The 13,479-nt window shown below is 70.0% G+C and carries 14 protein-coding genes; 10 read left to right on the top strand and 4 right to left on the bottom strand.

All coding sequences use genetic code 11. The features are described 5' to 3' along the window. Positions 1 to 157 precede the first annotated feature (157 nt). Entirely contained in the window at positions 158 to 1,186 is a 1,029-nt protein-coding gene (locus RZ50_RS19810) for a bifunctional lytic transglycosylase/C40 family peptidase (RefSeq protein ID WP_308271910.1), read from the bottom strand. Positions 1,187 to 1,405: 219 nt separating this feature from the next. Here RZ50_RS19810 and RZ50_RS19805 point away from each other — a divergent pair, with 219 nt between their 5' ends. The 10 genes from RZ50_RS19805 to RZ50_RS19760 all read left to right on the top strand — a co-directional run bounded on the left by RZ50_RS19805 (position 1,406) and on the right by RZ50_RS19760 (position 11,570). After that, entirely contained in the window at positions 1,406 to 1,834 is a 429-nt protein-coding gene (locus RZ50_RS19805) for a hypothetical protein (protein WP_196948927.1), read from the top strand. Between the two features lie 3 nt (positions 1,835 to 1,837). Further along, the gene (locus RZ50_RS19800) at positions 1,838 to 2,122 is read left to right on the top strand and encodes a hypothetical protein (RefSeq protein ID WP_196948928.1); all 285 of its coding nucleotides are present in this window, start codon (positions 1,838 to 1,840) and stop codon (positions 2,120 to 2,122) included. Between the two features lie 52 nt (positions 2,123 to 2,174). After that, positions 2,175 to 2,933 carry a hypothetical protein gene (locus RZ50_RS19795; protein ID WP_196948929.1) on the top strand — a complete coding sequence of 253 codons (759 nt, stop codon included), beginning with the start codon at positions 2,175 to 2,177 and terminating at the stop codon, positions 2,931 to 2,933. Next, a complete protein-coding gene (locus tag RZ50_RS19790) occupies positions 2,906 to 4,366 on the top strand; it encodes a hypothetical protein (RefSeq protein WP_196948930.1) in 1,461 nt (486 codons plus the stop codon). Before RZ50_RS19795 ends, RZ50_RS19790 begins: the two co-directional genes overlap by 28 nt. Then, a complete protein-coding gene (locus RZ50_RS19785) occupies positions 4,363 to 5,811 on the top strand; it encodes an SCO6880 family protein (RefSeq protein ID WP_374199961.1) in 1,449 nt (482 codons plus the stop codon). Before RZ50_RS19790 ends, RZ50_RS19785 begins: the two co-directional genes overlap by 4 nt. A gap of 159 nt (positions 5,812 to 5,970) precedes the next feature. Continuing rightward, positions 5,971 to 7,344 (top strand): ATP-binding protein, encoded by a 1,374-nt coding sequence (locus RZ50_RS19780; RefSeq protein ID WP_308271908.1) that lies wholly within the window; start codon positions 5,971 to 5,973, stop codon positions 7,342 to 7,344. Further along, positions 7,341 to 9,077: a type IV secretory system conjugative DNA transfer family protein gene (locus tag RZ50_RS19775; protein ID WP_196948932.1), complete on the top strand. Its 1,737-nt coding sequence runs from the start codon at positions 7,341 to 7,343 to the stop codon at positions 9,075 to 9,077. The genes RZ50_RS19780 and RZ50_RS19775 overlap by 4 nt, the downstream gene beginning before the upstream one ends. Continuing rightward, positions 9,070 to 9,666 (top strand): DUF4913 domain-containing protein, encoded by a 597-nt coding sequence (locus RZ50_RS19770; RefSeq protein ID WP_308271906.1) that lies wholly within the window; start codon positions 9,070 to 9,072, stop codon positions 9,664 to 9,666. Before RZ50_RS19775 ends, RZ50_RS19770 begins: the two co-directional genes overlap by 8 nt. Positions 9,667 to 9,795: 129 nt before the next feature. Then, positions 9,796 to 10,047, top strand: coding sequence for a hypothetical protein (locus RZ50_RS19765; protein WP_196948933.1), 252 nt, complete (start codon positions 9,796 to 9,798; stop codon positions 10,045 to 10,047). After that, positions 9,987 to 11,570 carry an ISL3 family transposase gene (locus RZ50_RS19760; RefSeq protein ID WP_217680670.1) on the top strand — a complete coding sequence of 528 codons (1,584 nt, stop codon included), beginning with the start codon at positions 9,987 to 9,989 and terminating at the stop codon, positions 11,568 to 11,570. Before RZ50_RS19765 ends, RZ50_RS19760 begins: the two co-directional genes overlap by 61 nt. Positions 11,571 to 11,595: 25 nt before the next feature. On the opposite strand, the gene RZ50_RS19755 is transcribed toward RZ50_RS19760, so the two are convergent. The 3 genes from RZ50_RS19755 to RZ50_RS19745 form a co-directional block, all read right to left on the bottom strand. Next, on the bottom strand, positions 11,596 to 12,384 hold the full coding sequence (locus RZ50_RS19755; RefSeq protein ID WP_196948935.1) for a hypothetical protein: 789 nt from the start codon (positions 12,382 to 12,384) through the stop codon (positions 11,596 to 11,598). Between the two features lie 120 nt (positions 12,385 to 12,504). Next, positions 12,505 to 12,705 carry a hypothetical protein gene (locus RZ50_RS19750; RefSeq protein ID WP_196948936.1) on the bottom strand — a complete coding sequence of 67 codons (201 nt, stop codon included), beginning with the start codon at positions 12,703 to 12,705 and terminating at the stop codon, positions 12,505 to 12,507. A 296-nt stretch (positions 12,706 to 13,001) separates the two neighbouring features. Continuing rightward, a complete protein-coding gene (locus RZ50_RS19745; RefSeq protein ID WP_196948937.1) occupies positions 13,002 to 13,403 on the bottom strand; it encodes a hypothetical protein in 402 nt (133 codons plus the stop codon). Between the last annotated feature and the right edge of the window lie 76 nt (positions 13,404 to 13,479).

The following is a 13,479-nucleotide window of genomic DNA, read 5'->3' as shown; positions in this document are numbered from 1 at the left end:
GGCTCCCGAGTCAACCCCCGAAGGACTTCCGGAGCCGACCACCAAGCCAGGTGCCAGGGTGCTGTAGTGAGTGCCTCACTGATCTTGCGTGCGCCTCCCCCATACGCAGAACTGGTGGGAAAGCGCAAAGTGGGGTGGGAACCTACAGGACGGCCCGCTACGGTCGCGTGGCGCCCACGAAGTCGGAGGCGGGCATGTCCGTGACGGGGGCTTTCTTGACGACGTCGCCGGTCTTCGATGCGGAGACCATCAGCCCGTCGCCGATGTAGAGGGCCACGTGGTAGACGTGGCCGTCGCCGCCGTGTCGCCAGAACAGCAGGTCGCCGACGCGGAGTTCGGCCTGGGCGACGGGGTGGTCGGCCGTGGCGGAGTACTGCTCGGCGGCGGTGCGGGGGAGCTGGCGGGCGGGCCAGTAGGCGTACTGGACGAGAGCAGAGCAGTCCCAGCCGACCGTCGTGTCGGCCAGGCACCGTCCGTCCAAGTAGCCGCCGTCCCCGTCGCAGTGGCCACGGCTGGGACCGGCCGGGCTGCCACCGCCGTAACTGTAGGGCACCCCCAGCTGGGTGGCGGCCCGGCGGGCGGCGTCCGGGCCGACGCCGTACCCCGTGATCTCCGAGAACGGGCCGGCGCCCTGGAAGCGGCCCAAGTTGCCCATGATGTCCAACACATACCGTTGGGTCTCGCCGTAGGGCGGCACACCGCGGTTGGCCTCCACCGCGCCCCACCCCGCGTTGTAGCCGGCCAGCGCCAGGCGGCGGGGGTCATCGGCGATGCCGGACGCCGCCGCATGCCCGAGCAGACTGCACATCAGTCGCCCCTGCGCCATCACGGCGTCTCCGATCTCGAAGGGCGAGGCCGTACCGCTGCGGTCGTCGTCCCTCCCCCAGGTCGCCCAGGTGCCCGGCATGAACTGCGCCGGTCCTTCGGCACCCGCCGGGCTGCGGGCGTCGGCGCGGAAGCCGCTCTCCTCGAACAGCTGGGCCGCGAGCAACGCGGGTGTTAGCGCCGGGTCGTGGCAGTCGTCGGCGGCCCGGAGCACCCACGGCCGGTACTCCTCGGGCACCCCGCTGACCGACACGCTGCCCGTCGCCGCGGCTCCCGCCGTCAGCACCGGAGCGAACGCCGCGGCGACCACACCAAGCAGCAGCAGGAGGGGCACCGCGCACCCGACCAGAACCTTCTTCACTGGGACCGCCCTTGTGAGGTGCGCCGATAGGCCCGAATGGGCGGATGGGCGTGCCTTCCGCACCACCAGGGGCGTTACGTTACGTGGCCAAACGATCACGGCCTCGCTCGTGATCGAAAGGCCGCTCTGACAACGCGAGTTACTGGGGGAGGTTGCGGCGTGGCACCCAATCCGGTGGTACCCGCACAGCTGGAACGCACCGTTCTGAGGTACGGGCTGATGCCGGTTCACGGGTACGACATCGCCTCCGCCGTGGTGCTTCAGATGCTCAACGGCGGTGACGGTGACGACCGCCGGGGCCCGCGGGCCCGCGGGCTCGGGCCGGGAGAACCGGTGCCGCACGGAGTCCAGCCGGTGCTCGTCACCCCCAGCACCGTCTACGGCACCGTACAGGTGGAGGCGATCGTCCGGAACTGGCCGACCGGCACCCTCCCGGCGCCCTGGCTCATCGTGGTGGCCGACGTCCCCGCCCGCCCTGCCGTGGCCGCCCGCTACCGCCTCCGTGCCCTGGGCGGGCGCCTCGCCGGAACGGCGTACCTGCCCTACCTGCCGGCGCTTCGCTCGGCCGAACGGCCCGAAGACGCCCTGGCCGACGCCGCCGTGGCACGCGCGGCCGTCCAGCTACGCGCCCAACTCGAAGGGAAGTGACTGATGTTCATCGCCGACGACCCCAAGAACTCGGGGCTGATCCCCGCCGCCAAGCCGACCAAGATCCCAGGTATGGACGGCACCGTCAGCACCTTGTTCGGCTATGGCCTGTGGATCCTTCTCCTGGCGGGTGTTGTCGCCGCCGGTGTCGGGGTGTGGAAGCTCGCCATGTCCGACAAGTCCCGTCACGGCGGGGGATCCGAACCGTTCAAGTGGATGGGCAGCGGAGTCGCGGCCGTCCTCCTGGCCGGTTCGCTGATCTCCATTCTCAACGGCATCGCGGGCTGACATGAGGAAGCCGAGGGGGCCTCTGTCCCGGGTCGTGACGTGGAGTTCAGGCGTGATGCTGGCCGCAGTGCTCGGGCTGACCGGGTATGCGGCTCTAGTCGGCAACGACAGCGATTCCAGAGTGCAGCACAGCGGTGTGGCGTCCACGTCGTCCCCAGCCGCACCGCCGACGACCACCGCTCCTCAACTGACGCCCACGTACAGCGCTCCGCCGACCTGGACCGAGCCGGAGCGCTGGCTCGCCGCGCCGAAGGGCTCCCGGAAAGCCGCAAGCGGGCGGGAAACCGGCTTCCCCGCCACCGCCGACGGCGCCATCGGGATGATGGTGGCCGCCTCAGCGATCAGCGTCGAAGGAAGCGACACCCTGGCGAACCAACAACTTGTGGTCTACAGCACCTACATGCTGCCTGCCGACCAGTCCCCGATGGCGGAGGCGAAGGTGCGCCAGGGCGCGGAGCGGGCCGATGCCGGGATACGCCGCGCGCTCGGACTGCCGAGCACTGGCCCGCTGCCGAGCGGCGCGTTCATGCGGACCACCATGATCGGGTTCAGGCCCATCCAGGTCACCCCCACCCAGGTAGCCGCCTACGTGCTGGTGTACGTCACCAACAAGGGAGGGGAAATGGTCCCGGAGCAGACGGTCTACACCATGGGGATCCTCGCAGCCGTCTGGCAGGACGGCGACTGGAAGCTGTCGGGACAGGCCACCAAGAGCGCCATCGCGCAGGCCGACCAGAAGCCGCCCATCGCGGCACCGGGTGACGCGGCCTTCAACGCGGCCGGTTGGACCGCGATCAGGCAGGCGTCGTGAGGTACCGGCTCGCCAAACTCCTCCTGGCGCTGGCAATCGTGTTCGCTGGCGGCATGACCACCACACCGCCGGCCGCTGCGGACGGCATCATCGGCTGGGCCGTGGAGTTCACCTGTGACGCGAGCGCTTTCGGCCTGGTCGAGCGGATCGTTGACAAGAACTGGTGCGACTCTGCAGGCAAGGCCACCGACAAGGCGGTCAAGGAGGAGTGGAACTCCATCTGGAAGTCCGCCGTCGGCGACTGGCTCAAGGCGGTCATCGAACTGTGCAGGACGCTGATGGCGGCGACGCTGACGGTCGCGTTGAAGGGGCCATCACTGAAGCTGGAGAACACCGGGCTGTGGAGCGGGGACGCCGTACTGGCCGGGATGATGACCTGGCTCGGCCTGATGATCTCCGTCTTCGGATTCATGTGGCAGGCCGGGCGCATGGCCGTAACCGGCCAGGCCAAGCACCTGTTGCGTGCCGCCTCCGGGTGGGGGCAGAACGCGATGCTGAGCATGTTCGGGGTGTCGCTGGTCGCGCTGCTGCTGGCGGCCGGTGACGCGCTGACCGACGGCCTGGTCCAGGGCGTCTTCCACGACGACAAAACCGCCTTCGACAAGATCATCACCACCATGGTTCCCAACGGGATCGCGAACCCCGTGATCGTGGCCGGCGGCGCCATGGTCCTCATCCTGGTCGGCTTCATCCAGCTCATGCTGGTCTTCCTACGCAACAGCGCGATCCCGATCCAGTGCCTGCTGCTGCCGATCGCCGGGGCCGGACGGGCCGGTGGCGACACCTCCCAGAAGTGGGTGCCAAAGCTGATCTCCTCGATCCTCGTCGGCGTCGCCTACAAGCCCATTCTGGCGGTCATCGTCTGCGTGGGCTTCACCGAGTTCGGAAAGTCGGACGGTCTCACCGCATGGCTCCGCGGCCTAGCCACGCTGATGCTCGGCATCCTCGCGCCCGGACCGCTCACCCGGATCTTCGCGTCCCTGAGCGAGGAGCTCGGGTCCGGTATGGCCGGCTCCGGCGCTATCGGGGTCGTCGGCGCGATCGGTGCGATGGCCAGGCGCGGGAGCGGTGAAATCGCCGCAAGCGGGGCCGAGGGCGGCGGCCAGCCGGCCACGGCCGTCGAACACGCGAAGCACGTTGAACGGACCATGTCCCAGGGCAAGACCGGCAACGAAGAGGAGGGCGGCAGCAGAGACGCCCTCGCTCAGGCGGCCCGCACTGGCGCCGGTCGGATTCCGAACCCGACCGTGGCAGGAGACGGACTGAGCTCCGCAGCCGATGCCGGGGACGCAGCAGGAACCGCTGGTGTAGGAGGTGTTACCGGGGCCGCTGGAACGGCAACCGGAACGGGCCCCGTGATCCGGGTGCTGGACGGACTCGACCAGACCGTGCAGCGGGGTGCGGGGGAGATCGGAAGCGGAGGACACCTGTGACCACGTATGAAGTCCCGGATGGACTGCGGGTGCAGGGATTCCGCACAAGGCGCAGCTTCGGCCTCGGTGGAATGTCGCGCCAGGCGACCATCATGGCGGCCGTCGTGCTGATCACCGACGGTATCGTCGGCGCCCGCTACCCGAGCACCTTGCTCGTCGATGTACCGCTCACCCTCGCCCTGGCGGGGCTGGCCGCCGCGCGCCGTCACGGCATGTCGGCTCTGGCCTACTACTGGGCCGTCCTGGCGTGGCGACGCGCCAACCGTTCGGGTAGCACCTCCTACCGCCAGGTTCTCCTGCCGCAGCCGTACGCCCTGGACCTGCCGGGCGTCGGTGCGAGCTCCGTGCTGATCGCCGCCCACGACCCCACTACGGGCCACCCGGTCGGGGTGGTCCACAACCGCTCCAGCGGGGCGATGACCATCACCACTCTGCTCGCCCCTGGTGGAACACTCATGGCCACCACCAGCGCTGTACGCGCGGGCCTGCGCAGCTGGAGCGCGGTCCTGGACGCGATGAGTACCGACGAACAGATCCTGGGTGCCTCCGTCACCATCCAGATCACGCCCGGCGCGGGCGAAGCCCTCGCCGACGACGTCAAGGCCCGCCGCCGGTCGGACGCCCCGCGCCTGGCACTCGACACGATCGACGAGCTCGTTCGCACCACGCCACGCGCCACCGCCTCGGTGGCACCGTGGATGAGCGTCATCGTCGACCCGACCACAGGGGCGAACCCACCGACCGACCTGGCCGAGCAGGTGGCCGAGGCCCTGCGGGTGGTCGACACGCTCGACTTGAACGGCACCGGCACCGACATCGTGCGCCGGAGCACGCCCACCGACCTGCGCCGTCTGGTCCGTTCCGCCTACGATCCGGCGGTGTTCGACGGCCGGGACGAGGACTTCGCTGATCTGGCCTGGGGTGAGTGCGGCCCGGTCGCCGCCGACGACCTGCTGGAGACCTACGCGCACGACGGCGCCGTCTCCGTGAGCTGGGTGCTCCGGGAGATGCCGCGCCGCCCGATCCCCTACAGCGTGCTGCTGCCGTTGCTGAGCCCCGGACGGTTCCAGCGCCGCGTCACCGTCTCCTACCGGGTACTCGACCCCGTCGAGGGTGAGGCGGTCCTTGAGCGTGAGATCTCCAACGCCGAGCAGCGTGCCCAGGCGACCGCGCAGGTGCGGGGCCGCGCGAAGTGGAGCCAGAAGGCCGACTACCAGCGCGCGGAGCAGGCTGCCAACCAGGCTGCGAGCGGCGCCCAGGTCGTCGACTGGACGCTGCGGGTCACCACCACCGCCCGCTCCGCCGCCGAACTCCCCGACGCCAGGCAGGAACTGGAGCGCGCGGTGAAGGCGACGAAGGGCATCCGGATGCGGCCGGCCTACGGCGCTCAGGCGTCCACGTTCGCTGCCGGTCTGCCGATCGGCTATCACCCCCTGGTGAAGTAGGGAAACGACATGGGACGGCCGAAGGTACTGACGCCGCGTTGGGCTGCCGAGCCGGACGATGGGCAGCGGGAGTACGGAAGGGCGCGTCGCGCAGCGGGTTCCCGGCGGGCCTACGCTCCGCGGCTCGGTTGGGGCGGCCTGTACGGCGGCCGGGCGGTCGTGGAGGACAGCGGCACCGTCTACACCGGTCCCTCCACTCAGGTCGGCGCGGTCTACCCCTTCCTGCTCGGCTCACGGCTTCCGCCGCGCGGAGTGCCGGTCGGCCGCGACGTGCTCACCGGGGAGCTGGTGTGCATCGATCCGTCCGGCTGGACCGGCAAGCTCACCACCAACCCGGGTGTGTGGGTCATGGCGCAGCCCGGCGTCGGCAAGTCCGCCCTGATCAAGAGGATCTGCCTCGTCTACGTCGCCTTCGGACACATGATGTGCGTCCCGGCCGACGTCAAGGGCGAGTACTCCATGATGGTCCGCGAGCTCGGTGGCAGCGTGCTGCGGATCGGCACCGGAAGCGAGCGGATCAACCCCTTGGACTCCGGCCCGTTGAAGCACCGTCTGCCCGCTCTGCCGACCGCCGATCGCTACGCCCTGTTGGATGTGCTCAACGGCCGGCGGTTGGAGACACTCGGCGCTCTGCTGGCCACCCGGGTGGGGCTGGGGCGCCAGCCCGACGAGGTCGAGCGCTCCGCGTTGACCACCGCCGTACAGCTTGCCGCCGACGCCGTTCCGGGGGCCGATCCCGTGGTTCCTGATGTGATTGCCGTCCTCCGGCAGGCCCCTGCGGCGTTGCGGGCCAAGCTCGCTGCCGAGGGCGACACCTATCTCAACCTGACCCGCTCGATCGTTGCTGGCCTGGACAACCTGGTCGACGGTCCACTCAAGGGGATGTTCGACGGTCCGACCACGACGCCGGTCGATCTGGCCGCACCGGCCGTCTCCGTCGACATCAGCGCTCTGCGGGCCCGTGGCAACGACGTCGTTTCCGCGGGGATGATCGCGAGTTGGGCGTACACCTACTCGTCCATCGACAGCGCTCGCAGTCTCGGCCTGATGCGCCGCAAGCTCGTGTTGCCCATGGACGAGATGTGGCGGGCCCTGCGCGCGGGCCCGGGCCTCGTCGATGCCATGGACGGAATCAGCCGCCTCAATCGGACCACGGACGATGTCAGCATCTACGCCACGCACTCGACCCTCGACTCCGAATCCCTGCCCACCGAGGAGGACCGGGCCAAGGCCCGTGGCCTGATGGACCGGTGCGACACCTGGGTGATCGGCGGCTCCACCGGCGAGGAGCTCGGCCGGGTCTCGGGCCGAAGGGCTCTCACCGAGCAGGAGCAGATGATGATCGAGTCCTGGGCGTCGGCCACCTCCACCGGCCTCGACACCTCCGACCAGGTCCACCCCGGCCGCGGCAAGTACCTGATCAAGTTGGGCACCCGGCCGGGCATCGCGGCTGCGATGGAGCTCACCGCGACCGAGCACCGGCTCTACCACACCGACGCGGCCGAGAACGTGCGCGAGGGGGTTCCCCGATGATGACCGAGAACGACCGGGCGTGGCTCGCCGGCGGCATCCTCGTCGGCGGCGCGGTGGTGCTGTCCGCCTCGACGTGGACGGGGGCCGCCGCCGGCGCCGTCCTCGCCGGGGCCGACGCCCCGCCGCTCAGCCCGTACACCGTCTTCGAGATGGCGCGCGACTGGCACTCCGTCTGGCCGCACTCCCCCACCGCCAGCGGCATCGGCGCCGTGCTCCTCGACCTGGCCGCCCTCGCCGGCATCGTCCGGGGCCTGTGGGCGGGACTGCGCTGGTTCCACAACGCCTCCCACCTCGCCACCCTCCACCAGGTACGCGACCTCACCCCCGAGCGGGCAGGCCGTACCGCCGTCCGGCTGCGCGCTTCCCTGTACGGCGTCCGGCCGCGTGACGTCGCCTCGCGTGATCGCGGCGTACTGCTCGGGGACCATTTGCCCACCGGCGTGGAACTGCGCGGGTCCGACGAGGACACCTACCTCGCCCTCATGGCGCCCCGGGCCGGCAAGTCCTCGGCGATCGCGATCCCGGTCGCCGAGGAGGCACCGGCGGCCCTGCTGCTGACCAGCAACAAGCCGGACGTCTACGCCGCCACCCTGGCCTCCCGCCAGCAGGCGGGCGACGTCTGGGCGTTCGACACCCAGGGCGTGGCCCAGGTCGAGCGAGCGTGGTGGTGGGACATCGTCGCCGAGGCCGAGACGCTCGACCGCGCCGAGCGCCTGGCCGGGCACTTCGTCAACCAGGTGAAGTCGGACGTCGCCGACCCGTTCTGGGCCCAGGGAGCCAGCGATCTGCTGGTCGGCATGTTCCGCGCCGCCTGGTGGGACGGCGCCACCGTGCGGGACGTGCTCAGGTGGCTGGCCGACCCCAAGGAGCGGGCGCCGCTGCGGGTCCTCTACCAGCACGAGGAGGTCCTCGCCGAACAGGTCGACAGCTCCATCAACATCGCCGAGGAGACCCAGTCCGGCATCTATCAGAACGCCCGTACCGCCGTGAGCGCGCTGCGCGACGACAAGGTGCTCGCCTGGATGCTCCCCGACCGGCACCGGCCCCGGTTCCGGCCGGAGGAGTTCGCGCTCTCCCGGGACACCCTCTACCTGCTCAGCAGGAAGGGCGGCGCCGCGTCCGCCGTCGTGGCCGCGCTCGCCGACTCCGTGTTCACCGCGGCGTCCGAGACCGGTGAGCGCCACGGCGGGCGCCTGCCCGAGCCGATGCGCGCCGTGCTGGACGAGGCGGCCAACATCTGCCGGATCGAGGACCTGCCCGACCTCTACAGCCACCTCGGCTCGCGCGGCATCACCCCGTACACGATCCTCCAGTCCTACCGGCAGGGCGTACGGGCCTGGGGCGAGGTCGGCATGGACGCACTGTGGGGAGCGGCCACGAAGAAGGTCATCGGCGTCGGCCTGGACGACCCGCGCTTCGTCACCGACATCGCCACCCTGGTCGGCAATCACGACATCACCCGCGAGTCCTACTCCAGGAGCCGCGACGGCGGCTCCACGTCCTTCAGCGAGCAGCGCGAGCAGATCCTCGAACCGGCCCGGATCCGCGCCATGAAACGCGGCACCGCCCTCCTGCTGTCCACCGGCATGCCCGTCGCCCAGATCGCCCTGCGCCCCTGGTACGAGGAGCAGGCCATGGCCCACCTCGGCCCCGCGATGAAGGCCGAGGAGACCCTCATCGCCAAGCGCGCCGCCGTCGCCTGGGAGGCACGGAAGGCGGCCCGCCGTGGCTGACGATACCGCGCACCGGGTGCTCACCGAGGACGTTGAGGATCTCAAGGCCATGCTCCGGGCCGTTCAGGCCGAGCTGCGGGACCTCCGGGAATCCGGCTCCGGGGCGGCCAGTTCGGCGGGCAACAGGGATGACGTAACGCCGGACGGCGCCGAAGCAGAGCTGGAGGAAGGCGCCGAGTGGCAGTATCCGCCGTTCCTCTTCCTCCTCGAAGGTGAACAGCTCGACGCCGAGCTGAGGCTGCTCACGGAGTGGGTCGAGGGCGTCCTCGTCCCCAGTTGCCTCGGCGAGGTGTCCGCCGACGCCCGGTGGTGCCACCGGTGGACCGAGCACTGGGACGCCGTCGGCGTGCTGCACGCGATGTGGCTGGCCTGGCAGGAGCTGACCGATCCCGCCACCTGCGGCTACACCGGGCCCAGCGTCTGGTACCGCGACCACTACCGGCCCCACATCGCCGCCCTGCGCGGCCCGGGCGGGCCGTTCGCCGGCTGCACCAAGGGCGAGCACCGGACCGGGCACCGGCTCCCTGGTCGAGTGCCCAGCGTCTGGTACATGGACGACCGCACGGACGGCGAAGGATCAGCCGTCTGACCCGACTCCGTGCTGGCCTGTCCTATCTCGTCCTCCCGCGTTGCGGCTGATGGGTGCCGACCTCACGGGCCAGTAAGGCAACCCGGTGCCCCGGCAGCGGCGCGGGCTCCGGGGCCTACCCAGCGAGCGGTGGATGTCGATCGCGGCCTGCTCGATGCGGCCGACCGGCTCCGCGAGCCGACGGGCGACGGGGTGGCTGCCGGCCACAGGGCGATCGGGCTGATGAGGATCGGTGAAAATGGCTCTGACCGGATTTTCGTGAAAGACCAGGTCATCGGCATGCATGCAGGATCGTTTCCCTGCGGGATGACCTGTGCGTGGTGTTCCACTCGATCGAAGATGTGCTGTTTCCCGGAGTCGATGTTGAACTGGAGCGGCTGACCGCCGGTCCGGAGCTCGTGGTGATGGAGGTCGCCGCGTGCGGTCCGGCGTCCTGCTGTCCGGGCTGCGGAAGCCCGGGAAAGCGGACCCACTCCACCTACTGGCGAACGCTGGCTGAACGTCCGCTCGCGGGACGGAGGCTGGCGATACGGCTGCGGGTGCGGCGGTTCTTCTGCGACCGCAGCCGATGCCGGCGGCGGACGTTCGTCGAGCAGGTCCGGGGGCTGAGTGAGCGCCACGTGCGCTCCAGCATCGGGCTGCAGCAGTGGCTGCGGGCCGTCGCGGTCGAGTTGGGAGGGCGGGCCGGCGAGCGGCTGTGCCGCAAGCTCAGCGTCGCCGCCGGCCGCACCCGCCTGCTCGGGCTGCTGGAGGCCCCCGAGGTACCCGAGCGGGCGCCGCGGGTGCTTGGGGTCGACGAGTTCGCGTTCCGCAAGGGCCGGACCTACGGAACCGTGCTCGTGGACGTCGAGACGGGCCGGGTGGTCGACGTGCTCCCGGACCGCACCTCGGAGACCTTCGCCGCGTGGCTGCGTGAGCACCCCGGTGCCGAGATCATCTGCCGCGACCGGGCCACCACCTACACCCGAGCGATCAAGGAAGCCGCACCTGAGGCGATCGAAGTGGCAGACCGCTGGCATCTGCTTCAGAACCTGTCGGCCGCGGTCGAGAAGACCTGCCATCAGCATCGCTCCTGCCTTCGCAAACACGCCGAGCAGGAGGATCCGCCCGAGCCGCCGACGATCGACCTTCCGCTGCTGCAGCTGCCCCGCACCCCGATCATCGAGCGGACCCGGGACCGGTACGCGGACGTGCACCGGCTGCTGGACCAGAAGTGGACGATCAGCGCCATCGCCCGTCACCTGAGCCTGGACCGCAAGACCGTGCGCCGTTTCAAGACCACCCCACTGGACGAACTCCTGGCCTCTGCCCGGGACTTCGGGGCCAGCAGGCAGGTGCTGATCGACCCGTTCAAGCCCTACATGAACAACCGGTTCACCGCCGGCTGCACTAGCGCCCAGCAGCTGTTCCGAGAGATCCACGAGCGCGGCTACCAAGGCAGCGTCCAGGTGGTCCGCCGCCACGTCGCCTCCCTACGCGAGGGGACCGCCGAACCGGTTCGCGCCGACATCCCCAGCCCCCGTCGGATCGCCTCCTGGATCACGCGTCCGCGCGAGACGCTCACCGATCAGGAACAGGAGAGGCTGCTGGACATCCGTCTCGCTTGCCCGGACATCGCCCGGGCCTGTGACCTGGCCCGATGCTTCCGCGACCTCATGGTCAACCGGCGCGGCAGCCTGCTGCCGGGCTGGATCCGGCAGGCCGAGCAGGATGCTCCCGCGCCGATGCGCTCGTTCGCCGGTTTCCTCCGCCAGGACCTCGACGCCGTGACCGCTGGCCTCACCCTCGAATGGAGCTCCGGCAAGGTCGAGGGCAACGTAAATCGGGTCAAAACGCTGAAGAGAGCCATATACGGCCGGGCCTCGTTCCGACTCCTGCGGATCCGGATCCTCACCCGGGGATAAGCCCAGGGCCTCTCGATCGGTCCACTCAGGGGCGATCCTTGGGATCGTTGGCGAGGTGATCGAAGAACTCGTCGAGCAGGCGGATCAGTTCGGTCGCCGCGTGCTTCTCGGTCTCGGGCGACCAGGGTTCCTCGGGACGGCCGTCGGGAAAGATCATCTTCTCGGCCAAGGCCCAGTACACCAGGTTCCAGCCGTATCCCAGTTTGGTGGCGAGCCACTCCTGGAACCCGTCCAGCAGGGCTCCTTCGGAGGCGGTGTCGTAGCCGTTGAGGAACCCGACCACGGCCCCGAAGCTGACGCCGCCGACGTACATCCCCGGACGGGTCTTGAAGGCCTCCCAGATGTCCTGGCGTGACCACTCGGGCTTCGACCGGCCACGCCACCAGGCATCGGGCATGTGTGCCAGGTCGGTGCCGGCTCCCCAGGTGGAGTACGAGACCGCCTCTGGCCCCACGCTGAGAGCCGCGAGGAGGCTGCCCGCGCGCGTGGCGGGATCGGCAGGTCCGCCTTTCCGGGTCCAGACGTGGGTGCCCGGAGGGTCGCCCTCGTGGTGGGTGACGACGAAGTCCGTCCCGTCCAACACGAAGAACGCCGCCCGAACGCTGCCGTGCCCGTCCCACGAGGTCTCGATGGTCAGCTTCAGTCGCCGGGCCACCGCATCCAAGTCCACCGAGAGCAAGGCCAGCGACCTCAACGGCCAGGCCGCGCTCTGGAACATCGATGCCTGCCGCGCCGGATTGCGCCCACCTGCCTGGAGCTCTGTCGCAGGCTCCCAGTCGCCTTCTACATCCGGTATCTCGATCATCTCGGTCACGACGGACAGTCAACCAGTACGCGATCCCACCGCAGCTGCCCGCCGGCAGGTCCGCGGCATCTCTCCGCTCGTTCACAGAACTCCGGTCAGAGCCATTTTCAGCGATCCTCATCAGCGGGCTCAGCTGGCCCAGCAGGCAGCCAGACGCCCGGTGGTGCTCGCGAGTTCAGCTGTCTCGGCGATGACGTGGCACGCGGCCATCGGGCTGTCCAGATAGGCGGCGTAGGGGCTGCGGGGCTGGTCCGCCGGGCCGTGGTGGCTGGCCAGCGGATCGCCGGCCGAGGAGAGGGATTGGGTGGCGTCAGCGATCTGGCGGGCCACTGGGTCGGGCTCAGGGGACGCGAACGTCGCCTCACCCTGCAGCGCTTGCCCGAGAGCGTCCAGATTGTCCCTCAGGCGGGCGACATCACCCTCACCAATGCCGAGCGGGTCATGGGCGAGCGGGCCGGAGCAGCCAGCGTACTGGTGCGGCAGGCGTCAGGTGTCCGCAGGGGTCTCACTGCGGGCGGCGTTCCGGCCCTACGTGCTTCGCCCCGCGTTCTCGGCCAGGGCCGCGAGCGTGGACTCCAGCCGCGCGGAAGCCGTGGTGATCAAGTCGCCCCAGGTGACATCCCACCTCATCCAGCCGCATCGTCCGCGCCTTCCTCGACAGGCAGGGCGTTGCGCAGCGCGATGGCCGCGTTGCGGGCATGTAGGGCGGCTGTGTGGTGGTCCCGCATTTCCCGGAGGTCGGTCGAGCTGCGGCCGAGCTCGTCGAGGGCGTCGGCGACGGCGTCCACACGGTGGATCAGGTCGTGATGGCCGATCCCACCGTCCATGTCAGCAGGGGAAGCGTCCGACAGCGGCAGATAGCAGCTCGCCTGACTGGCATAGGCAGCGGCGGCGAGGGCGGCCAGTTGGTCGTAGCGGTCGTCCTGGACCGCGAGGTCGGCCAGATCGTGCGCAGCCGTGATCGCGCACGACAGAAGGCCGGCAGCAACCTGCTCGACATCCTGGGCACCGTGAGGATTCAGGTTCATAGGTCTGTACTCCAAAGTGGCTCGGCATCAAACAGTAGGCAGTCACACTGGCGGGGCCGGCGACAGTCTGGCCGCC

It is taken from the genome of Kitasatospora sp. SUK 42 (assembly GCF_015776785.2).
Lineage (GTDB): Bacteria > Actinomycetota > Actinomycetes > Streptomycetales > Streptomycetaceae > Kitasatospora.
The sequence above is the reverse complement of the archived record's forward strand: the minus strand, read 5'-3'. Positions and strand labels throughout refer to the sequence as shown.